This is a genomic window from Burkholderia mycopellens (assembly GCF_964265025.1).
Lineage (GTDB): Bacteria > Pseudomonadota > Gammaproteobacteria > Burkholderiales > Burkholderiaceae > Burkholderia.
The window spans coordinates 2,685,108-2,705,577 of sequence record NZ_OZ183803.1; the positions used below are offsets into that span (position 1 = coordinate 2,685,108).

Consider the following 20,470-nt stretch of genomic DNA (forward strand, 5'->3'; position numbering starts at 1 on the left):
AAATCAACCACACAATGCCTTCGAGTCACCGAGTCTTCGAAGGCGTTCCTCAATGCCCGTCGCAATTTCGACCATCGCGTCCGCGCCTGCCACCAGTGACACGTCCTTAATTCGATGCACGGCGTGCAGCGCGTCGTGCAAATCGTTCGCCAGCAACGCGGAAATGAGCGAATCGAAATTTCGCTCGATCTCGCCCTCGAACGTCGGCCGCAGATCTGCGAGATCGTCGGCGCGAGGGACGACCGGCACCCCATCGGGAGCGTCTACATACGACGTACACCAGCTCGCGATCGTTTGGCGTAATGCCTGCAGCCGCAGCGGCTTGCCGAGCACACCATCCATGCCACTGTCGAAGCATCGCACCTTGTGCGCATCATCGGAAGCCGCCGAGATCGCGATGATGGGAACGTGTTTGGACCGCACCATCGACTCATGCTGACGGATCATTTGTGTCAGCGCATATCCATCGATGTCTGGGAGATTGCAGTCGAGCAGTATGAGATCGATGTGGCCTTGCGCGATTCGCTGCATGGCCTCTTCACCCGTCGCGGCTACGATCCCGATACAGCCCAGTTCGTCGCATTGCTGCACGATCGCTCGCCGCACTGTCTCGTGGTCGTCCACAATCAAAATACGCGGTGCGTCGACATGCGAGCGTACATTGCTCATATCGGTCGCCACCGGCGCAACCATCACCTGACGTTCAACCACGGCATCATCCACTATCGCGATTGGCAATTGCACAGTCATTTTCGTTTCAACGTAGGGCGAGCTTTCGACGGCGATCGTCCCGCACATCAATTTGACGAGTTCGCGGCAGATCGCCAGACCCAGCCCACTCCCATTAACTTCGACGTGAGGCAAGTGCGTCGCCTGCCAGTACGCGTCAAAAATTCGCTTTAGCCGCTCGGGGGCGATGCCGATGCCGTTGTCGCGCACCTCCAAAGTAAGCGTGCCGCGTTTTCCCTGCGGATCAGGTAAAAAGTCCACATACAGCATGACCGACCCGGCGGCGGTAAATTTGATTGCGTTGACGAGCAGATTCAACACGATTTGGCGCACACGAACTGGATCGAGCACAACCCGCAGCGCCGGTTCACATGCCACGTCGAGCAAGAGTGCCAGCCCCTTCGCGTCGGCCCGGCAGCGCATCATCTCTATAGTCTGTCGTGCCCACGTCCCGAGTTCGACCGTTTGCGGCGCCAGCCGCACCTTGCTCGATTCGAGGCGCGAGTATTCGAGAATGTCATCGAGTAGCGTCAACAGCGTCTCGGATGCCGAGATCGCCGCATCGGCGCGATTCGCCTGCTTCCCAGTCAGCCGCGAACGCTGCAGCAATTCCAGCGACGACAGAATCGTATACATCGGCGTGCGGATTTCGTGACTGACAAACGCGAGAAACTTCGCCTTGTCGCGCTTGCTGCGGATCGCTGCGGCGCGGGATCTCAAGGCTAGGTATGCCAGCGCCAACAACGTGAGCAGTGCCATTCCAAGCGCAAACACCTGCGGCGCGCGGTAATAAATAATCGAGCGGATTGTCGGCTTACCATAGTCGCCCAGTTCCACCCAGTCCCGCGTAATTTCCGCCGATTCGCTTACCGGGATCGCCGCGAGCGACTTGTCGATAATTGACGCAAGTATCGGCAGATCATTGCGCGTAAGCATCGCAAGCGATACAGGACGGTCGGCAAGCATGCCGGACATGTAGAGCTTGCCGGGGAATTGCCGGCGCACGATCGGCAGGATCGTGACGTCGACGCCGAGCGCCGCATCGGCCTCGCCACGGGCGACGGCGGCGAGCGCCTCCTCCTCGCTTTCGTACGTCTGAATGTCGAGCATTACGCCGCTGTGGCGCGTGAAATACTCGACGGCGCCACGGCCCTTGATCGCAACCCGGCGGCCCTCAAGGCGCTTGAGACTGAAGATCATCGCGGAATCGTCGCGCGTGACGGCAGTCAAGCGGCCAACCAGGTACGGCAAACTAACGAGCGCACCAGAGCCGATGCGATCCGGCACCAGTTCACGCCATACGCCCGGCAACAGATCGACCTTGCCGGCTGAGAGCGCATCGTACGCATGACCCCATTCCGTACCCGGCACTGTCTTGAATACCAAACCGGTCATCTTCGAAATCGCACTTAGGTAGCCGGCGACGAGACCCGCTTGTTTCCCGTTGTGCATGTACTCGATCGGATGCCAGTTGGCTTCGACAGCGATGTTTACGACGGGATGCGCACTGATCCACCGACGCTCCTCTTCGGTCAGGGACGGTTTCCAGCAGGTATTCGCTGCACTTGCTTCGCGCGATCCCATGATGCACGCAAGCAGCACGGCACAACCAAGCATTGACCAACTCGCACAAAAAGCGACGAGGTTTTTCGTCAAACGCGTCGCTCCGATTCCCGCGCATGCAACGCCACGCAGTTCGCGCCAGCGTCTGCGACCTGCGGTATCTCCGCTCCTGACCCGGACTATCTGTTGCATATGACTCGAAGAATCTGATTCATCTAGGCCCAAGTCCGCGTAACGAATGAGCGCCGAGCCTCAAAGCGCGAAGGTGTGTCCATACAGCCTGGAATTGCATATGGACGAACGGCCCCAGACCCGGTCTCGACGCAAGCAACACCAGAATTGGAACAAGAGACGGCGTGAGCGGTTCATATCGTACGGACCTTGGGCATCGCTCGACATAAGATTTTTCCTAAAACGCGTCGGACGGAACGTTGCCGAAACAGCCGATTTCATTGCTGGAGATGGTGAACATCCAGGCGCGAGTGCGCGCCATGTCAACGGCCAAAGCCGCCGCAATGGAGGGCTCATTCGACCGCAGAGTTAGGCGAACTCAACCTTCGGGTAGGTATCGACGAAAGTTTGCTGGTAGACACGATCGACGCCCTTGATGCTACCAACATAGAACGTATCCTGCGCGCAGGAGTAGCCCTGTCATTCGGACTCGAATTCGCTGTGCACTTCCTTCTCGTGCTCGGCGCGTTTGAGCGCGACGAGCTGCGGCTCAGTCAGCACCGACCCCTCCTGGGCGGGCTTGGCGTCCAAGACCTTCAAGCGTTTCGGAATAGTCTCCAGATCGTGTCACAACCAGATGTTATGGACACCTCATGGCTACACGAACATGGCACGCCGTTTGATGACCTCGTTGGCTATACGCACCTGACCGTAGGCCGGCAATTCGAGGGCTTTTTCGACAACAGCTGCCTCGACCTGCGAGTCCACGCGATTCACGAGCAGCGGCCGGCGATGGGAAATCTCCCGCAGCGCAGCTTCACCGCCTCGATCGTACGGTTCCTTAAATCGGTAGAAGCTATCGCGCAGTAGCCCGTCACGCGACAGGCCGAGCTGACGATACCGAGTAATCCCGCCAGCTCGAGTATGCCGGCCTTGGCGTGAGTTAGCTTCTGCACCGGAGTCATGGCGGACTCCTTTCTGTTCGCGGCGCGCGTTACAGCTATGGGCTCCTCCCCTCCACGCCACCATAAAGAACGACCGCTGTCAGATTTTGTCTAGCCCACTACATTTAGGACGGTTCTTATGTTCATTCCTGTCATTGGATGAAACAATCAATTCTCCTTTGCGGATGTGTTCTATCCCGCATCGGCGTCCGTCAACCGGATCGTCGCAACGCTTGCCTGCGTCGGTCCATCGGTTGCCTCTCAATTTATTTTCAACTTCTTCTTATAAAATATAAGGAATCCATAATGAAAAAAGTCGCTCTTACACTGGGCATGACCGCGGTGCTGTTCGGAATGGCCCATGTGGCACAGGCTGACTCGGTGTCGAAGAAGATCACGCTGACGGCACAAATCAACGACGCGATCTTTGTTTCGAAGCCGGACGGTTCGACTTGGTATGGCACCGAGGAGCTCGACGCCACCGACTATACGCAAGCGAAATTCACGAAGTCGTTGCCAGTCCGCGTCTGGTCGAAGAACGCCGACTTCAACGTTTCGCTGGCCCAGCCGCTGAAGATGTCGAGCGCCACCTACGAAATGAAGAACCCGCAGGTCACGCTGTCCAGCCAGGCAGGTGAATCGAAGGTTGAATTCGGGGTAGTTCAGAAGATCACCCAGACGGTTGCCGGTAACGGCGGTTTCGACGAAATCCACAACCTGAAGATCGACGTCGAGGCGCCAACGGAGCTCAACGGCATCAGCACCAACGGCAACTACAGCGGTGATCTCGTCATGGTGTTCGAGCCGGTTGCCGCATCGGGCGCCGAATCCGGTCAGTAACTTATCGCCATGGGAGCCCCAGGGCCACGAATGGGGCTTCCTTTCCGGTGTCATGTCAAAGCAGGGGCCGTGTCAACTCATCCACCTTATTCATAGAATATTCAGCGTGTCCGCCGATTGCTCTCCTCCTTTCCGATTCAACAAGCTGTGGTTGGGTGCGTTGATTTTTGCTTCGTCGTACTCATTTGCGAAGCTTGATATATCGTACGGTGTTCCGGATGGATTCAGCGCGGCTGAGCTTGACGACAGCGCGAGCTATGTGGCGACGTTCAACGGGCGCACACTTCCCGGCTTCGTCAGTTACTCCAGGGACGAAAATTCCCTCGTATTCGATGCGCTCAAGTACGAAGAGAATGGCATCTCACAAGAGGATGTGAGTATCCTCCGGAGCATCCTCTCAAAACTCGACTACAAGTGGTGCACCAAGGGATGTGATCTAGATATCGATAGTTATCACGTGACCGTCGACAAGTTGAAGCGGTCGATTTCAATCCGTGATGCCAGCGAAGATTACATTGCACCGGAGACTGGCCTGGGTCTGGTCAACAACCAGTCGCTTGACTTGCGCGCAGCGTCGGACGGCTATCGCACGGTCAACTTGAACGGAAACACGTGGGTTGGCCTACCGTTTCAGAGCTTTGGCTATATGAGCTGGTATGCAAGCCGCACTGACGCGCACAACGTCGGCAGCAGTTCGCGAGGGGTATCGTCGTACTACCTGCAGAAGAATTTCTCAGATACGTACGTGCGGATGGGTAAGCAGAACAGCATTGACTATGCGGCCGGGTCGGTCAGCACAATGCTATCGCCTAGCTTCGACCAGTTCGTGACGGTCGGCAGCCAGACTCACCTGCAAGTCGGTAGCGATGCCGGATCGCTCATACTTTACGCAAGTGCGGAGGGGAGCTACGAGTTTTACCGAAACGGACGCCTTATCCTGAAGCGGCCGGCAGTACTCGGTCGAAATCAGATCAGCTTTGTTGACCTGCCTGGTGGCTACTACTCGGTAGAGGTTCGGCTCGTCGACCGGAACGGGAATCTGATCAGTCGTGAAACACGCGAGGTCAATAACCTCAACTTCATGGGGAATGGCGGTAATGCATGGCACCTGACAGCCGGCAAGGACATGCAGGACGGCGGCTATCTGCTTGAGGCGGCGATGAGTCGAAACCTCAAGAAGTTCTACCTGAACGCATCGATGTTGGCGGGAAAAGGCGGTAAATGGGCGGCCGAGGTCAACGTGACTCGCCCTACTCGATTAGGCGAGGTCGAAATTGCGCCGACGCTCGGGATTCTGACCGGCGAGCGCAGTACGGGCGGTTACATCAATATCTCGATGGCAAGCGAAGAGTTGGGTACCCTGACGCTCAGCCGCTATCAGAACACCGGCATCTCGCGCTTCTACGACGGCCAGCCGAGCACCGCGGTCACCTTTAGCCGAAACTTCCGCCGCATGGCGTTCGGTTACAACTATCGCAAGTCGAATTCAGGTGAATCGCATCAGGCTGAAGTACGTTGGAATTATCGGCCGAATGGCTTGTGGAGTACGTTCGCGCTCGGTGTTCAGAAAGGCGGTTTTCAGCGGAACAATAGCGGATATGGCGTGTATTTCAACATGACCATGACGCTGGATCGCGTTCAGGCAAGCTTCAACGCCGCGCATTCCGGTGGGCAAACGCAGCTCAGCGGGGATGTCCGCAAGGACTTCGTGGATGGTTTCGGCACATCGACGGTCGGGATGTCGGCGAACCGCGTGAACAACGAGTACGGCGTCAATCTGTATGGCAGCCGCTCCGGAACGCGCGGAGACGCGTCGCTGAACCTCGGACAAAGCTCCGCGGGAACGAACATGGACTTTAACTATCGCGGAATGGTAGCCGTCAGCCCGAAGGGCGTCGCGTTCGGCCGGTACAGCTCAAGCGGAAGTGCAATCCTGCTCAGGACGCCAAAACTCCCCGGCATGAAATACGGGTTCAACGTGGAAGGCAATCCCGTTGGCGGTGGCAGCACCTACGCGGTGCCTATCAACGCGTATCAGGACGTCCCGTTTGCCCGCGTGCTGAGTAATAGCGACAAACTCGACATGAACATCGAAGTGCCCGCGAACATCGTTCGCGCGCATCCGGGGCAAGTGTATTCGGCGACGGCGAAGGTCGACGTCAACATGATTTATGGCGGCTTCCTGACGGATGCGTCGGGCAAGCCCGTCAGCGGGAAGATCGTTGAAACAGGCGATACGGTGCATCCGAACGGACTATTCTCGCTTGTTAGCAAGACAGTTCTTTCCACTATCACAGTCGAAGGCAGCGGGGATCGGTACACGTGTGACCTGAAGGTCGAGAAAGGCAATTACTACCGCTGCGAATAGGCAAACATTCGGAAATGAAGGAAACACTGATATGACGTCGAACTTGAAACTCGCGATACCGATTCTGTGCGGATTTCTTTTCGCATTGATCCCAACAGCTCGCGCCGAGGGCGAACTGATGGTGATGCCGGCGACGGTCAAGGTATTCAGCAGCCACGACCAGCGCGTCACGGTCAGGAATATGGGCGATGAGCCGCTCTATCTGGCGATCAGTCTGCAAAAGGTGACGAATCCCGGCACCACGCCGGAAAAGAAGATCGATCTCGGCGATCTGAAGCATCCGGGCATGCTTGCGAGCCCGGACAAGTTGACGCTCGGGAGCAATCAGACACGATCGATTTCGCTTAAGTCGCTGGTCGAACCGCGGGAGGAAGAACTGTATCGCCTGTATATCGTTCCGGTCCGGTCGCTGACGGTGAGTGGCGCGCCCACCGACAAGATCAGTGCTCCGATGTCGGTATCGGTCGGCTATGGCGTGCTCGTGCGGCACATGCCGCCACCGGGCAAGCAGACTAGCGGCTGGACCCATCGTTGCGAAGACAACGGCATCACGCTCGTGAACACCGGTAACGTGCGCCAGGTTTTCACGGATGTCTCGTACGACAAGGCAAAATCAGCGCAAACCGTTGCAGTGTTCCCGGGTACGCCACAGCATTTTGCAACCAAGCGGATGACGCTGCGCTTCGATGACAAACCGCAGACGCTGGAATGCCGGCAATGAAAATCTGGATGCCTCTGGTACTTGGCCTCCTGGTAAGCCTGGGTTGCACGTCCAGCATGGCAGCCGCCGTACTTAAGCTATCGCGTACCGAATTGACGCTCGAGCCAGGTAAACCGATTAATGAGTTGTACGTCGAGAACATTGGAGATGCCCCACTGTACTTGAATGTCGAGCAGCACTTGCTGACGAATCCGGGAAACACGCCGGAGCAATTGGTACCCGTTACCGAAGTCAGGAGACCTAGTCTGCTGGTTATGCCTGGCAAACTCGTACTGGCACCTGGGCAGAAATATCGGATGGTGCTGAAGGCACTTGGCATACCCGCTCGGACACTGGTGTGGCGAGTGACGTTCCGTCCCAAAGAGCGCGTCGTGATCGATGCCAAATCGGGAAACGACCTACCTACCCCGCTATTTGTCAGCGTTGGCTACGGCGTGGTGATTTATCAGAAAGGTGCAATGTCCTAGCGATATTGCGGGCTAGCCTCGATTTGACACTCGGCTGCGCTCTCGGAATTTCTACGGTCGCTACAAGGTTTCAGGAGGTGAAATGAGAAAACAGTGGACAAGTGCCGTATTGGCCGTACTGATGTGTGTGCCGGTGGCCGTATCGGCGCAAGAAGTGTCCCTCACTGGGAAAACGCAGAGCAACGTCACGGCGAAAGTGGTTAAGAGAAACGTGTTGGACGTGACGGACGACAAGGGGGGATGGTTCGCGCAAGGAATCGAGATGCAGCAGTTCGGAGGTTGGGAATCACCGTACGAGGCGCAGGCGCGGCTACGCGTCGTATCGACTACTGGTCGATTCCAGGTCCGTATGGATCAGCCATTGCAGATTGTCAATCAGGAAAAGCCGAGCGTCGTGTTCCAGAAGCCGACCGTCAGTATGGGCGAGGAAGGAGCAGGCCTGAAACTGCTCGCCGTCGACCGGAGTGTCGAGTTTCAGAATCCGGCTGCGCCATCCCCCAATATCGACTCGGAAGGGTATTACAACCTTGCTGTTTCTGCTTATCCACCGGCAGGGGATTTCCGCAGCACTGCCGGCACCTACACTGGAACGTTATCACTGACTTTCGAACCGGTTGTGGCGGCGCCATGATTCTCGTTGATCGCATGTCGGAGACTGAAATGCGTTACTCGTGGCGAATGGTAATTGTCTGGCAATCTAACTCCACTGAGATCGATACATGAAATTGCGCATTCACCGAGCTCTGGTTGTGGTCCTGATCGCTGGTTGGCTTGCCCCCGCCGTGACCTTCGCTGCGATAGACCTGATGCCGAAGGAAATAATCGTCGGCAACGACGGCGCAACCGCACAAATAATCAACAATGGAAATCGTCCCGAATACGTGTCGATTTCGTTGGCTCACCTTCTCAACCCTGGTGTTCCGTTACGCGACGAAAAATTGGAGCAGGTGGGGGACATGGAAAGCCCCATGCTTTTTGTTTCTCCGTCAAAGCTGACCTTGGCGCCTGGGCAAGCGAAAACGATCATGCTCAAACCGATGCGTCCGGTCGACACGGAAACGGTGTATCGGCTGAATGTCAACCCGGTAATCGCAGCGCTCGGCGAGCAGAAAACGCATGCTGTTGGAGCGGTTATCGTCAACCTGGGTTTTAGCGGCCTGGTGCGGCAGTTACCTGCGAGTCAACACAAGGCATTGAAGGTTACATGCGACGAACGCGGGGTGCGCCTTATCAGCACCGGAAACGTGCGGTATGCGGTGAACGGTGCAAAAGTGAACGGCCGCGTCATCGAACCCTTCAATGTTTATCCGGGCGTTCCATTGCCTGCACCCGGGAATGCTGTCGAGATTCCCGGGCAGCCTGTGTGTCAGTTTAACGATAGCGTCAGCAATCAATTGAGTCATTAGGTTCCGCGGGGTTTTGCTGCGTGGGTCGCTCGATAAGATATTCTTTAAAATTATTGAATATATAAAGCACGATAACCGCCAAATTCCAGCCATGGTTTCCCTCTCGCAGTCGTCAAGGTTTTCATGTTTGACGACGATCGGCAAGGGGATGATAGATCAAATACTGAACGCCCATGAAATATTTAATCTCAATCATATTGTCGTCATTTTCATTATTTCCCCTATTATCTTACGGGCAACAGCAGACCACATCCGTGGGCGGTTATTCAAACTGTAGCTGGGTTGATTCGGGGGACTCTACGCAGATATCAGTGGATATAAGTTTTATCGGCGAATTTGCCGGTAATGCTCCTCGATCGCGTGCGATTTATGTCTATCGATACGACAAAAACGGATCCCCTACGCCTTTCGGTCGGGGCGCTTTAACTGCAAGCAAGGATGGGTCGCCCGGGGAAACGGTGCTTTATCACACGAAGTATACCGGCATCACGTCAAAAACTAGTAACGCCTGGCTAAACCCAAAAGTCCATACGGCAACTTTCTCGGTTTCGATTGACTCCGCGCAGCTTACCGACTGGCCCGCGATCACAATTCAAGGTGGTACTTTCGCGGCGGACGTCCTTATAGAGTTCGTCGACATGAAAGGCGGCGTCTATGTCCATCGAGTCGGCACCACCACGAGCTGCAAAGTGATTGCGAACCCCACCGTCCCCCCCCCGGTGCCGATCGAGATATCGATGAACGCACCCGACTGGAATCTCGGCGAACTGTCGCGCGGGACGAGTGAGAAGATTTTGTCGAATATTTCGGATCAGCTTTGCCTCACGTATACCGGAACAGCAGTCGATGGCAAGAAGTTCGTCGTTTCCGCAACCGGCTCCAACGGCACGATCAGCAATCGGTATCAGCTTCAAAATTCGGCCGACCCGTCGCAGCGGGTGCCATACAGCATCACGTTGAGTGGTGGAATGTCGGGCATACCGATACAGTTACCCAATGTCGGCAGTGAAGCGATATCGCTGGACAGCTCCGGCAGGACCTGCTTCGTACCGACCTTCACAACGATGGTCGACGACAACGTGGAACCCGGTACCTACACAGATGTGCTTACGTTTACGGTCGTTACCAAAACGTGAATGCCAGCCGTAACCGTCGTCGGGTGAGTTGATTAAATCGATGCTCGATCGCTCGTGGCGTTCGAGCATCGAACGCCACGAGCAAATCTACTCTGCTATGCAGCCCACGGCCGGAGGCTCATGAAAGACCAAAGACGAGCGTTCGGCGCTACTCAAGAAATCCAAGAGATTCAGCTCCCGACCAAATTATTTACTTGACCTTCCGCGGTTGCGCGATCGCTTCTCACCGAAATTTCCCGGCTCTAACCCGCTCGCTTCGGTAGCACCTACCAATTTAGGCATATTCTTATTTTCACGGAAATTGTCAGGCATCAATATTTATGGCGGAAGGTGGACTCGCCTTATGCGTCTCCGCCTGGATGGCTGTGAGAATCCGGCCTCACAGAGGCAACTTTGATTCTTGGGTCGTGAATCTTAAATTTTACAATTGATGTTTTTATGTTGATTAAGATAGTGAAAAATATTTCGACGATTCTTCTTTTTTCGCTCGCCGTTCCAGCATTCGCCGGCCAGTGCGACAGCTACGGCTATGAGAAAAAAATACACATACTAGAAGCAAAAGCAGAACTCGCCAGTAAATATGGCAACCGTATTAAAGCGGAGAAGCTGCGCGCGAAGCGTCAGTACCTCATGGCCCGCTGCAGCGGGTCGCACACCATCGAACCAGCGGCCGAGAACCATACACCCCACAAATAGCAGTATCCGGTGGGCGCGCCGCAACTGATGACTGCTTGTGGTTCGCCTGATCCGTGACCTGTAGTCGTCGACGGTGACCGCGTAGCTTGCTCATACGGAAAAAATCGTGTGATCGAAGGCAGTAACGAATGAGCAAGAACAATGCGGAATCGATGTACGACGCTGGATGGGAACCAATCGGAGCTGTTTCCACCAATATGACATCGGGATCCGTCAGGGACATCGAACTGAACTTGACACCAATATGTCGAAAACATGTCGAACAAGGCAACCATGACCCAACCCAAAGGCGCCGTATCGCATCACGACGCGGGAATAGCCGAATGACGAGCGGACCCTGACCTTGCTGCGGCCTATGCGAGCGTCGCGACGGAATCGCTCGGCCACCTCGGTAGCCACGCTGCCGCCCTGCTCGCGCTGAATGCGATGACGGAGGCCGTCAACCTCCCCTCATCGCCGCATCTCCCCAACTGACGTTCCCCTCACGGCCGAACCATCCACACCAGCAGCATCGCCACCGGCGCGTTCGTCATCCCCGCCGGCGGACGCTCGATCGTCGGCTCGATCGACAGCGCCTGCGCCATCGTCGCCGCATCGTCGATCGTCGTCGAGCGCACGATCGTCATCAACCGCGCGGGCCGGTGCAGCGTCTCGCGATACAGCGCGCCGTACCACAGCGGCCGCGTGCCGAGCGCGTCCTGCAGCACGTACGGATAACGCCACAGCCGCAACACGAGGCGGCTTTCCGGCTGCCCCGGATCGACACGGACGAACACGCGGCGCGTGCTTTCGCCATGCGTGTAGCGCGGCAGCACCGGCAGCGCATCGGCCGGCGCCTGCGGCAACAGCCAGCGCAGCGCGGTGGCAGGCGACCACGGCGTCGCGCGCTGCCAGCCGGCCTGCGCGAGATGCCGGTCGAGCGTGTCCGACGTCGCGCTCCATTGCAGCGGCAGATATTCCTCGCGGTCGCCGCCGATCTCGGTGCGCCGCATCGGCACGCGCTGCCACCCGCCGCGCAGCCACTGGTCGACGGTCATCGCGACCACGTCGCCGGCATGCGGGCGCGACGCGCGGTCGAGCTGCCACTGCGCAGGAACCGTCCATACGCCGGCCGTCGCGAGCACCACCGTCACCGCGACGAGCGCGCCCCTCGGCTGCACGTGCTCGCGCACGCGCCAGTACGCATAGGCGCCGGCCAGCAGCGCGAACCAGGCGAGCCCGAGGCTCCAGCCGCCCAGCAGGCCCGACAGCCACGTGTCGCCGACATACAGCCGCGCGAAGCCGCCGAGCACGATCCACAGCACCACCGCCGTCACGACCGGAACCCGCCACCGCGCGGGCCGGTCGCGCGTCAGTACCCAGCCGAGGCCGCTGCTCGCGAGAATCGCGAACGCCGCTTCGGCATCGGGCAGCGGCACGTGCAGCGCGCCGGGCGGCAGGCTCGCGGGCGTCGCGCCGGGTATCCCCGCGCCGAACACCGGCACGAGCACGACGGCAACGCCGACCGTCACGAGCCACCACGCGGCCGTCAGCCAGCAGCGATGGATCATCAGCCAGACGAGAAACGCGGCCGCAACGATCAGCCCCGTATCGTGCCCGTGCAGGACGGCCAGCGCGCGCATCGTGGCGTCCACCGGTGGCGTGCGCAGGTTCTGCAGGAACGCATACAGCGCGATGTCCGCGTGCATCAGCGGATCGTTCGCGACGACATCTCGCACGAGGCCCGCGAACAGCCACACGCAGCCGACGAACAGCAGCGCGAGCACCGGCACCGCGCCCGGCAGGCCGCGCACGTATGCGATCGCGTCGTGCAGCCGCGCGCCGAACCGCGGCCAGCGGCGCGCGCAGGCGTGCACGCCTTCGACGAGCGCACGACGCAGCAGCGGCCAGCCGCGCTGCAATGCGACGCGCACGCCGATCCACACGAGTGCGACCAGCGCCGCGACGACCAGCAGGATCACGGCGACCCGCACGCTGATCGCCGCGGCCAGCGCGGCCGACGCCCCGAACAGGATGCCCGGCGCAACGTGCACGGGCGCCCAGATGAGCGCCGAGATGACGTTGACCGGATAGAACGACCGGCGCGGCAGCGTCGCGCAGCCGACGACGACCGGCACGACCGCGCGCACCGGCGCAAGAAAACGCGCGAGCACGATGCTCTTCATGCCGTGACGCAGCACGAACTCCTCGCCGCGCGCGTAGGCGGCCGCATAGCCGAAGCGCGTCCACGCATGGCGGATCACGCCGCGGTAGCGCCGCCCGAGTTCGTAGCTGATCCCATCGCCGATCACGGCGCCGATCGCCGCGACACCGATGGTCGTCCAGCCGTCGAGCGCGCCCGCACCGATCAGCGCACCGGCCGCGAACATCACGGCGCCGGCCGGCACGACCGTGCCGATCAGTGCGATCGACTCGGCGCAGGCCGCCACGAACACGATCGCGAGCACGAGCAGCGGATGCGCGCCGATCGCGCCGATCCACGTGTGGATCGTGTCGCTCATCGCGCGCGCCTCGGTGGGGCCACCCGGCGTGCGAACACCGGGCCGGCGCTGGCAGGGGGAACGTTCATCGGGCGGTGCGCGCGGTCGCGCCGGCTTGATGGATCAATCGAACTCGTGCTGCCGCGCGTCGGCCTCGAGCGGCGCGTCGTGGTAGCCGACCGTCGCGATCTCCTGCAGATAGCGCGCGAGAAACGCGCCGATCGAGCCGGCGGCCTCGTACTGATGCACGTGGCGGAATTCGTGGGTCAGCAGGCGGCGCGTGTCCTGCCCGCGCAGCACGTACACCGCATGACCGAGCGTGAGCCCGATCGTCCCCGGCGACAGCAGCCCCGAGTCGCGGGCGATCGCGGCCAGCGACGGCACCTCGGGGAACGGCATCCGATCGACGATCACCACGCGGATCCGCTCCGGCTGCGCGACGCCCACCGTGCGCGCATCGTCGGCTTGCGCCGGCGTCAGCGGCGCGCCCTGCGCGATCCCGCGCGCCGCTTCGGCTTCGGCCCATGCGACGGCGGCGGGCAGCGCGGACGGCAGGATATCGGCAAGATCGATCATCACGTGGCTCCTCAGGTGGCGGGATGGCATCGGGAACCAGTTTAGTCCCGAATCGGGACGGTTCGCGGGGCGGCTCGCGACACGCGGCGCCTGCCTGTTCCGGCCACCGCAGCCACCAGGGAATACCCTGATTCGCGCCCGCTCCGGCGCATACCTTTTCCCCGCGATTATTTCGCTTCAGTGCACGATCCGCGATCGTCTATCTCGAAAATTTCCCGGATGTGTACCGTTTTCGGATTCGGCGGAATATATTGATCAGAAGAACAGCCGCGGCGACCACCTGACAGCAGTGCGCTGCGTCATCCCGAAGAGGATCGCTAGATGATCAGGGTAATTCTGGCTGACGATCACGCAGTCATGCGGGACGGACTGCGTTACATCCTGGAAAGGGCCGGCGGTTTCGAGATCGTCGGCGAGGCAAGCGACGGCTCGGCCACGCTTGCGCTGGTCGAGCGCGGCGACGCCGACGTGCTGCTGCTCGACCTGTCGATGCCCGCGCCGACCGGCATCGAGCTGATCCGGCTGGTGAAGCACCACGCGCCGTCACTGCGCACGCTCGTGCTGACGATGCATGCGGAGGCGCAGTACGCGGCGCGCGCGTTCAAGGCCGGCGCAACCGGCTTCCTGACGAAGGACAGCGCGGCCGCCGAGCTCGTCGAGGCGGTCGGCAAGGTCGCGGCGGGCGGCGTCTACGTGAGCCCGTCGGCGGCCGAAAGCCTCGCGCTCACGCTGCGCACGCCGGCCGCGACGCTGCCGCACGAGCGGCTGTCCGCGCGCGAGCTCGACGTGATGCACCGCATCGTCGCGGGCCAGACCGTCACGCAGATCGCGACCGAACTCGCGCTGAGCGCGAAGACGGTCAGCACGTACAAGACACGGATCCTCGAGAAGATGGACCTGCCGCACGAAGCCGCGCTGGTCCGCTACGCGGTGCGCCACGACCTCGACCCCGGCGGCGACGCATGACGGCCGCCGTCCCCGTCCCGCCCTTGCTCCCGGACGACGACGACCCGGACGCGTCGCGCCGGTTCATGTCGTCGCTGCCGCCGGGCCGGCGCGAACGACGGCTCGCGCTCGCGACCGTGCTCGTATCCGCCGTGATCTTCGCCGCGCTCGCGCCGTTCGCGGGCAGGCCGCTTGCGCCGGGCTGGGCGTTCATCCCCGTGTACCAGTCGGCGATCGTCGTCAACGACATGACGACGGCCGGCCTCCTGCTCGGCCAGTACGCAATCCTGCGCGAGAAACCGCTGCTCGTGCTCGCGGGCGGCTACCTGTTCACGGGCTTCATGGCCGGCACCCACATGCTGACCTTTCCCGGGCTGTTCGCGCCGACCGGCCTGCTCGGCGCCCGCGACCAGACCACCGCCTGGCTGTACCTGTTCTGGCACAGCGGCTTTCCGCTGGCGGTCGCCGCGTACGCGCTGCTGCGCGCGACGTCGCGCGCGGCCGGCCCGATCCCGGCCCCGCAGCGCCGCGCGGCGATTCCCATCGGGCTGTGCATCGCGGCCGCGGCCGGCGCGACGGTCGCGCTCGCGCTGCTCGCGACGGCCGGCCACGACCTGCTGCCGCGCATCGTGAACGGCAACCGGATGGCCGCGCCGATGACGAACGCGATCACGATCGTCTGGGGGCTGAATCTGGTGGCGCTGATGCTGATGTGGCAGCGGCGGCGGCGCCATTCCGTGCTCGACCTGTGGGTGATGACGGTGCTCGTCGCGTGGCTGTTCGACATCGCGCTGTCGTCGATGCTCAATCACGGGCGCTACGACCTCGGCTTCTACGCGGGGCGCGCGTACGGTCTCGTCGCGTCCAGTGTCGTGCTGTTCGCGATGCTGTTCGAGAACGGCCGGCTGCATGCGCAGACGGTGCGCGCGCTGGCCGGCGCGCGCCACCATCATCTGCTCGTCGCGCAGAAGAGCGCTCAGCTGAACGACGCGAACGAGCGGCTCGAACAGCGCGTGGCCGCGCGTACCGCGCAACTGAGCGCATCGAACCGCGACCTGCGGCGCGAGGTCGAGGAGCGCGTGCGCGCGGAGCGTGCGCTGCAGGCGTCACGCGAGGAGCTGCGCGAGATCGCCGCGATCAGCGCGACCGCGCGCGAAGCCGAGCAGCGCCGCATCGCGCGCGAGCTGCACGACGAACTCGCGCAGACGCTCGCGACGCTGAAGAATGAGCTCGAATGGCTGATCAACCAAGTGCCGCAGGACGACGCGCCGCTGGCGCGCAAGATCGCGGCGATGCATACGATGGCGCGCGGCGCGGTGGCCGCGACGCGGCGCATCGCATCGGACCTGCGCCCGCTGATGCTCGACGATCTCGGCTTCGCCGCCGCGATGCAATGGCTCGCGGAGGATTTCCGGCAGCGTCACGGGATTGCATGCGAGCTGCACGTCGATCCGCCCGAGCTGCAGCTCGACGAGCCGTATGCGACGGCCGTGTTCCGCATCGCGCAGGAAGCGCTCGCGAACATCGCGCGGCACGCGGCCGCGTCGCATGCGGACATCGACCTCGTGTACGCGGACGATGCGATCGCGCTGACGATTCGCGACGACGGCGCGGGATTCGATCCCGGTGTGCCACGCAAGTCGGGATCGTTCGGGCTGGTGGGGTTACGCGAGCGCGCGTACCTCGTCGGCGGCACGCTGCGGATCACGACGACGCTCGGCGAGGGGACGACGGTCGAGGTGGAGATTCCGCTGTCGCCTGCGCAGGCGACGGTCGCACATGGCGGGGTTGGGGGGCCGCGCGGGTAGAAGCGACAACGCGATGGCGCCCGCGGGCGCCGCGATGCCCCGCCGCTGGCCGGTCGTCAGTGGTAATCGTCTTCGCGTCGATGGCGGGCGGCCAGGATCGTGAAGCGTCAGTCGTTCGCACCCTCGGCTCGTGAAATACCCGTGCCCACCCGCCCATCCCTGCGCGCTACGCGCGGCGACGGCGACGGCGTGGCGCTACAATCCTTCGCCATCACCGTCCCGCGTCCTTGCGCGCCCATGCACCAGCCGATCGCATTCCCCTTCGCCACAATGAAAACACTCCGCAGCTACGTCCTCATCTCCTGTGCGGTGCCAGCCGGCTGGCTTGCCGTATCGCTGCTGTGCTGGCCCGTCCTGCTCGCGCTGCAGGCCCTGACGACGGCCGTGTTCATCCCGCATCCGGCCGGCAGCTACATCGGGCTCGGGTTCGTGTCGACCGCGCGGCTCCTGGATTTTCCGACGAGCTTCGTCGGCGCGTTTTCGGTGCCGTTCATGAACGTGCCGCTCGGGTTCATCGCGATCGCGTGGTGGTTCGCCGTCTGGCTGATCGTACCGTCCGCATACCGGCGCTACCGCACCAAGCCGCGCGGCCGTGCGTCACGGGCCGTCGTGTGGCGTGCGGTCCGGTCGTGGCTGATCACGACTGTCGTGCTCTTCGTCGTCGCGATACCGTTCCTGCGGCGCTACGAGATCGTCACGCCCGATCATCTCTACGTGCGGCACCTGTTCGACTGGCACGAGCGCGCGTATCCGCTTGCGTCGCTGAAGGAGATCCGCGTGGACATGCCCGAATACAGTCGCGGCATCGTCACGTGGGATTTCATGTTCGACGGCGGGAACCGCTTCTCCACGACCGCGCCGGACATCGACGCGCTCAAGTACCTGCTGTCGAACAACGCGCACGTCTCGACCAACTTCAGGGTCGTAGGAAACCACGTGACGATGCGGTGACGCCGCACGCCGTCATGCCCGCGCCGCCACCATCCCCCGCTCCGACCGCGTCCACGCGACCAGCGCGCCGATCCCGAGCAGCGCGAGACACACGATCGGCACGATCATCGGCCCGAACGCGGTGCCCGTCACCTTGCCGGCAAACGGCATCAGGTTCTGGCTGAAGAAGCCGCCGAGGTTGCCGATCGAGTTGATCGCCGCGACGCTCGCCGCCGCCCGCGCGCCGGTGAAGTAGCGCGGCGGCATCGACCAGAAGCACGGATACAGCAGCGGGATGCATGCGCCGCCAAGCACCAGTGCGATGAAGCGCAGCGGCGTCGACGGCAACACGAGGCTCAGCAGGAAGCCGAGCGCGCCAAGCGCCGCGACGATCGCGATCGTGCGCAGGATGCTCTTCGCGCGGCGCAGCTTCGCCGGCAGCCACAGCAGCAGCAGCACGGCGAGCGCCCACGGCAGCATGCTCAGGAAGCCGTTCGTGCTGCTCGACACGCCGAACGACTTCACGAGCGTCGGCAGCCAGTACGTCACGCCGTACAGCGACGTCGACATCAGCATGTAGGTCGCCGCGAACAGCATCACGCGCGGATCGAGCAGCGCCTTCCACGGCTGGCCGTGCTCGGCCTTCGCGGGCTTCTCGCGTTCGAGCGCGGCCTCGACGATCTGCTTCTCGCGCTCGTCGAGGAAACGCGCGTCGCGCACCGATGCGGGCAGCACGCGGAACACGACGATCGCGACGATCACCGCCGGGATGCCCGTCGCCACGAACACCCACTGCCAGCCCGCGAGCCCCCACACGCCGTTCAGGCTCAGCAGCACGCCGCCGACCAGCGAGCCGAGCATGTTCGCGAGCGCGCTGCCGAGCGTAAAGATGCCGAGCACCTTCGCGCGATAGCTCTGCGGAAACCACAGCGTCAGGTAGTAGATCACGCCCGGATAGAAGCCGGCTTCGGCGATACCGAGCACGAAGCGCAGCGCGCAGAACGCGGGCATCGACGTCGTGAAGCCCATCAGCACCGTGATGAGCCCCCACGTCAGCATGATCCGCGCCAGCCACACGCGCGCGCCGTAGCGATGCAGCGCGAGCGTGCTCGGCACCTCGAACAGCAGGTAGCCGATGAAGAACAGCGACGACGCGAGCCCGAACGCGGCTTCCGTCATCCCAAGGCTGTGCACCATCTGCAGCTTCGCGAAATCGACGTTCTGCCGGTCGATGAACGCGATCAGGAACATCACGACGAGGATGGGCATCAGGCGCCGCGCCATCTTCGACATGATGCGCTGTTCTTCGGCGGACGCGGGGTCCAGGGTGTCGGTAGCGTTCACTTCAGGCTCCTTGCGTGAATCGGTTGTATATCGGTTGAATCGGCGCCGCCCGCGACGCTTGCACGGGCGCGACGGATTTCGATGAAAGGAAGCGGCGGCATCAGCCCGACCGGTAGTCGTCGAGCATCGGCGCGAACATCTCGTGCCACGCGCGCGGCTTGGCCTTGATCGTGCCGGCCAGGTACAGGAATTCGACGTAGTCCATCAGCTGGTTCGGCAGCACCGAGAAGCGCGTGTCCGGCGCGGCGAGCATCCGCATCACGTCGTCGTGCGACACGCCGACGCCCGACGACGCCGCATAGAGCGCGGCCGCCGCGCGCGGGTCCTGCGCGATCAGGCGGTTCGCTTCGTCGAGCGCGCCGAGAAACGCGACGGCCAGCGCGGGCGCCGTATCGACGAGCCGCTTCGGCGCGAACACGACGTCGAGCGTCATCGGCCCGAGCACGTCGACCGAATTCACGACGCGGTGAATGCCCGGCTGCCGCAGCTCGAGCGTCGAGAACGGCGGCGACGTGAAGTGCGCGGTGACGCCGTTCTCGCGGCGGATCAGCGCCTGCATCGCCTGCGGATGCGGCAGGTTCACGGTGCTCGAATCAAGCTGCGCGAAATGCTTCGGGCCGAGTTGCCGGCTCGCGACCATCTGCAGCACGACCGCCGACAGCGACGTGCGGATGCCCGGCACCGCGATCCGGTCGGACGGCGTGAAGTCGCGCAGCGACGTCAGACCCGGCCGGTTCGCGTTCAGCGACAGCGACGTGGCCGACAGCCCGCTGATGCCGATCACCTCGACGTTCGGAATGCCGCGCGCCCGCGCCCACAGCTCGATGAAACCCGGCGCGCCGGCGCCCGCGAAATCGAGCGTGCCGGCCATCATCGCGTCGTTGACGGAATTGCCGCCGTCGAGCAGCACCCAGTCGACCGCGACGTCGCGCACGCCGTGGCGCGCCGCGTGCCGCTCGAACAGCCGCTGCTTCTCCATCACGAGCAGCGGCAGGTACAGCACGCCATAGCCTTTGGAAATCCGCACCGTGCGCGGCTTCGCGCGCACGAGCGCCGGCGCGGCCAGCACGCCGAGCCCGGCGGCGATCAACGCGCGGCGGCGCGGCGACGTCGTCATGCGCGCGCCGCCGTGCGGCGGGCGGCAAACGGCCACGCGAAGCCCAGCGTCGCGCCACGCCGCGCGTTCGTCGTGCCCATGACATGCTGCATGTTGCCGTCTCCTTGAATATTTCTGGTATTAATGCCGTCCTTGCGTGCTGCATCCGGCTCGACACAGGTTATCGACCGAGTCTGAGAAAATGCTGACATCCCGGCCCCGGGAAAACCCCTAACCCACCCACCTGCGA

The 20,470-nt window shown here is 62.0% G+C and carries 16 protein-coding genes and 1 pseudogene; 11 read left to right on the plus strand and 6 right to left on the minus strand.

Annotated features, from left to right (window positions below):
• Positions 1 to 3: 3 nt before the first annotated feature.
• Positions 4 to 2,385: a response regulator gene (locus ACPTTC_RS30220; RefSeq protein ID WP_423395120.1), complete on the minus strand. Its 2,382-nt coding sequence runs from the start codon at positions 2,383 to 2,385 to the stop codon at positions 4 to 6.
• Between the two features lie 450 nt (positions 2,386 to 2,835).
• Positions 2,836 to 3,428: pseudogene (locus ACPTTC_RS30225) on the minus strand (helix-turn-helix domain-containing protein); the annotation flags it as partial.
• A 285-nt stretch (positions 3,429 to 3,713) separates the two neighbouring features.
• Here ACPTTC_RS30225 and ACPTTC_RS30230 point away from each other — a divergent pair.
• The 8 genes from ACPTTC_RS30230 to ACPTTC_RS30265 all read left to right on the plus strand — a co-directional run bounded on the left by ACPTTC_RS30230 (position 3,714) and on the right by ACPTTC_RS30265 (position 11,041).
• Positions 3,714 to 4,247, plus strand: a complete 534-nt coding sequence (locus ACPTTC_RS30230; RefSeq protein ID WP_423395121.1) for a CS1 type fimbrial major subunit — start codon at positions 3,714 to 3,716, stop codon at positions 4,245 to 4,247.
• A gap of 106 nt (positions 4,248 to 4,353) precedes the next feature.
• The gene (locus ACPTTC_RS30235) at positions 4,354 to 6,615 is read left to right on the plus strand and encodes a TcfC E-set like domain-containing protein (protein ID WP_423395122.1); all 2,262 of its coding nucleotides are present in this window, start codon (positions 4,354 to 4,356) and stop codon (positions 6,613 to 6,615) included.
• A gap of 31 nt (positions 6,616 to 6,646) precedes the next feature.
• Entirely contained in the window at positions 6,647 to 7,336 is a 690-nt protein-coding gene (locus ACPTTC_RS30240; protein ID WP_423395123.1) for a pilus assembly protein, read from the plus strand.
• A complete protein-coding gene (locus ACPTTC_RS30245) occupies positions 7,324 to 7,803 on the plus strand; it encodes a hypothetical protein (protein WP_392387956.1) in 480 nt (159 codons plus the stop codon). Before ACPTTC_RS30240 ends, ACPTTC_RS30245 begins: the two co-directional genes overlap by 13 nt.
• An 82-nt stretch (positions 7,804 to 7,885) precedes the next feature.
• Positions 7,886 to 8,434, plus strand: a complete 549-nt coding sequence (locus tag ACPTTC_RS30250) for a hypothetical protein (protein WP_423395124.1) — start codon at positions 7,886 to 7,888, stop codon at positions 8,432 to 8,434.
• 88 nt (positions 8,435 to 8,522) lie between these two features.
• Positions 8,523 to 9,209 carry a hypothetical protein gene (locus ACPTTC_RS30255; RefSeq protein ID WP_423395125.1) on the plus strand — a complete coding sequence of 229 codons (687 nt, stop codon included), beginning with the start codon at positions 8,523 to 8,525 and terminating at the stop codon, positions 9,207 to 9,209.
• A gap of 311 nt (positions 9,210 to 9,520) precedes the next feature.
• On the plus strand, positions 9,521 to 10,345 hold the full coding sequence (locus tag ACPTTC_RS30260) for a hypothetical protein (protein ID WP_423395126.1): 825 nt from the start codon (positions 9,521 to 9,523) through the stop codon (positions 10,343 to 10,345).
• Between the two features lie 438 nt (positions 10,346 to 10,783).
• Positions 10,784 to 11,041, plus strand: coding sequence for a hypothetical protein (locus ACPTTC_RS30265; RefSeq protein WP_423395127.1), 258 nt, complete (start codon positions 10,784 to 10,786; stop codon positions 11,039 to 11,041).
• 482 nt (positions 11,042 to 11,523) lie between these two features.
• Here ACPTTC_RS30265 and ACPTTC_RS30270 read toward each other — a convergent pair whose 3' ends face one another.
• Together ACPTTC_RS30270 and ACPTTC_RS30275 are read right to left on the minus strand one after the other, a co-directional pair.
• Complete coding sequence (locus ACPTTC_RS30270) at positions 11,524 to 13,542, minus strand: VTT domain-containing protein (RefSeq protein ID WP_423395128.1); 2,019 nt, start codon at positions 13,540 to 13,542, stop codon at positions 11,524 to 11,526.
• Positions 13,543 to 13,644: 102 nt separating this feature from the next.
• A complete protein-coding gene (locus ACPTTC_RS30275) occupies positions 13,645 to 14,097 on the minus strand; it encodes a hypothetical protein (protein ID WP_175965712.1) in 453 nt (150 codons plus the stop codon).
• A gap of 321 nt (positions 14,098 to 14,418) precedes the next feature.
• Between ACPTTC_RS30275 and ACPTTC_RS30280 the strand changes: the two genes are divergently transcribed.
• The 3 genes from ACPTTC_RS30280 (at position 14,419) to ACPTTC_RS30290 (ending at position 17,801) form a co-directional block, all read left to right on the plus strand.
• A complete protein-coding gene (locus ACPTTC_RS30280; RefSeq protein WP_423395129.1) occupies positions 14,419 to 15,063 on the plus strand; it encodes a response regulator in 645 nt (214 codons plus the stop codon).
• Positions 15,060 to 16,850, plus strand: a complete 1,791-nt coding sequence (locus tag ACPTTC_RS30285; protein ID WP_423395130.1) for an MASE4 domain-containing protein — start codon at positions 15,060 to 15,062, stop codon at positions 16,848 to 16,850. The genes ACPTTC_RS30280 and ACPTTC_RS30285 overlap by 4 nt, the downstream gene beginning before the upstream one ends.
• Before the next feature lie 270 nt (positions 16,851 to 17,120).
• On the plus strand, positions 17,121 to 17,801 hold the full coding sequence (locus ACPTTC_RS30290; RefSeq protein WP_423395131.1) for a hypothetical protein: 681 nt from the start codon (positions 17,121 to 17,123) through the stop codon (positions 17,799 to 17,801).
• 12 nt (positions 17,802 to 17,813) lie between these two features.
• Here the strand turns inward: ACPTTC_RS30290 and ACPTTC_RS30295 are convergent, their stop codons facing one another.
• Together ACPTTC_RS30295 and ACPTTC_RS30300 are read right to left on the minus strand one after the other, a co-directional pair.
• Entirely contained in the window at positions 17,814 to 19,124 is a 1,311-nt protein-coding gene (locus tag ACPTTC_RS30295) for an MFS transporter (RefSeq protein ID WP_423395132.1), read from the minus strand.
• Positions 19,125 to 19,224: 100 nt separating this feature from the next.
• Positions 19,225 to 20,241 carry an ABC transporter substrate-binding protein gene (locus ACPTTC_RS30300; protein ID WP_423395133.1) on the minus strand — a complete coding sequence of 339 codons (1,017 nt, stop codon included), beginning with the start codon at positions 20,239 to 20,241 and terminating at the stop codon, positions 19,225 to 19,227.
• Positions 20,242 to 20,470: the final 229 nt, after the last annotated feature.

Coding starts and splice junctions, on each gene's coding strand:
- ACPTTC_RS30230 (WP_423395121.1), top strand. CDS start 3,714: ATGAAAAAAGTCGCTCTTACACTGGGCATGACCGCGGTGCTGTTCGGA.
- ACPTTC_RS30240 (WP_423395123.1), top strand. CDS start 6,647: ATGACGTCGAACTTGAAACTCGCGATACCGATTCTGTGCGGATTTCTT.
- ACPTTC_RS30245 (WP_392387956.1), top strand. CDS start 7,324: ATGCCGGCAATGAAAATCTGGATGCCTCTGGTACTTGGCCTCCTGGTA.
- ACPTTC_RS30250 (WP_423395124.1), top strand. CDS start 7,886: ATGAGAAAACAGTGGACAAGTGCCGTATTGGCCGTACTGATGTGTGTG.
- ACPTTC_RS30255 (WP_423395125.1), top strand. CDS start 8,523: ATGAAATTGCGCATTCACCGAGCTCTGGTTGTGGTCCTGATCGCTGGT.
- ACPTTC_RS30265 (WP_423395127.1), top strand. CDS start 10,784: ATGTTGATTAAGATAGTGAAAAATATTTCGACGATTCTTCTTTTTTCG.
- ACPTTC_RS30270 (WP_423395128.1), bottom strand. CDS start 13,542: ATGAGCGACACGATCCACACGTGGATCGGCGCGATCGGCGCGCATCCG.
- ACPTTC_RS30275 (WP_175965712.1), bottom strand. CDS start 14,097: ATGATCGATCTTGCCGATATCCTGCCGTCCGCGCTGCCCGCCGCCGTC.
- ACPTTC_RS30280 (WP_423395129.1), top strand. CDS start 14,419: ATGATCAGGGTAATTCTGGCTGACGATCACGCAGTCATGCGGGACGGA.
- ACPTTC_RS30285 (WP_423395130.1), top strand. CDS start 15,060: ATGACGGCCGCCGTCCCCGTCCCGCCCTTGCTCCCGGACGACGACGAC.
- ACPTTC_RS30290 (WP_423395131.1), top strand. CDS start 17,121: ATGAAAACACTCCGCAGCTACGTCCTCATCTCCTGTGCGGTGCCAGCC.
- ACPTTC_RS30300 (WP_423395133.1), bottom strand. CDS start 20,241: ATGACGACGTCGCCGCGCCGCCGCGCGTTGATCGCCGCCGGGCTCGGC.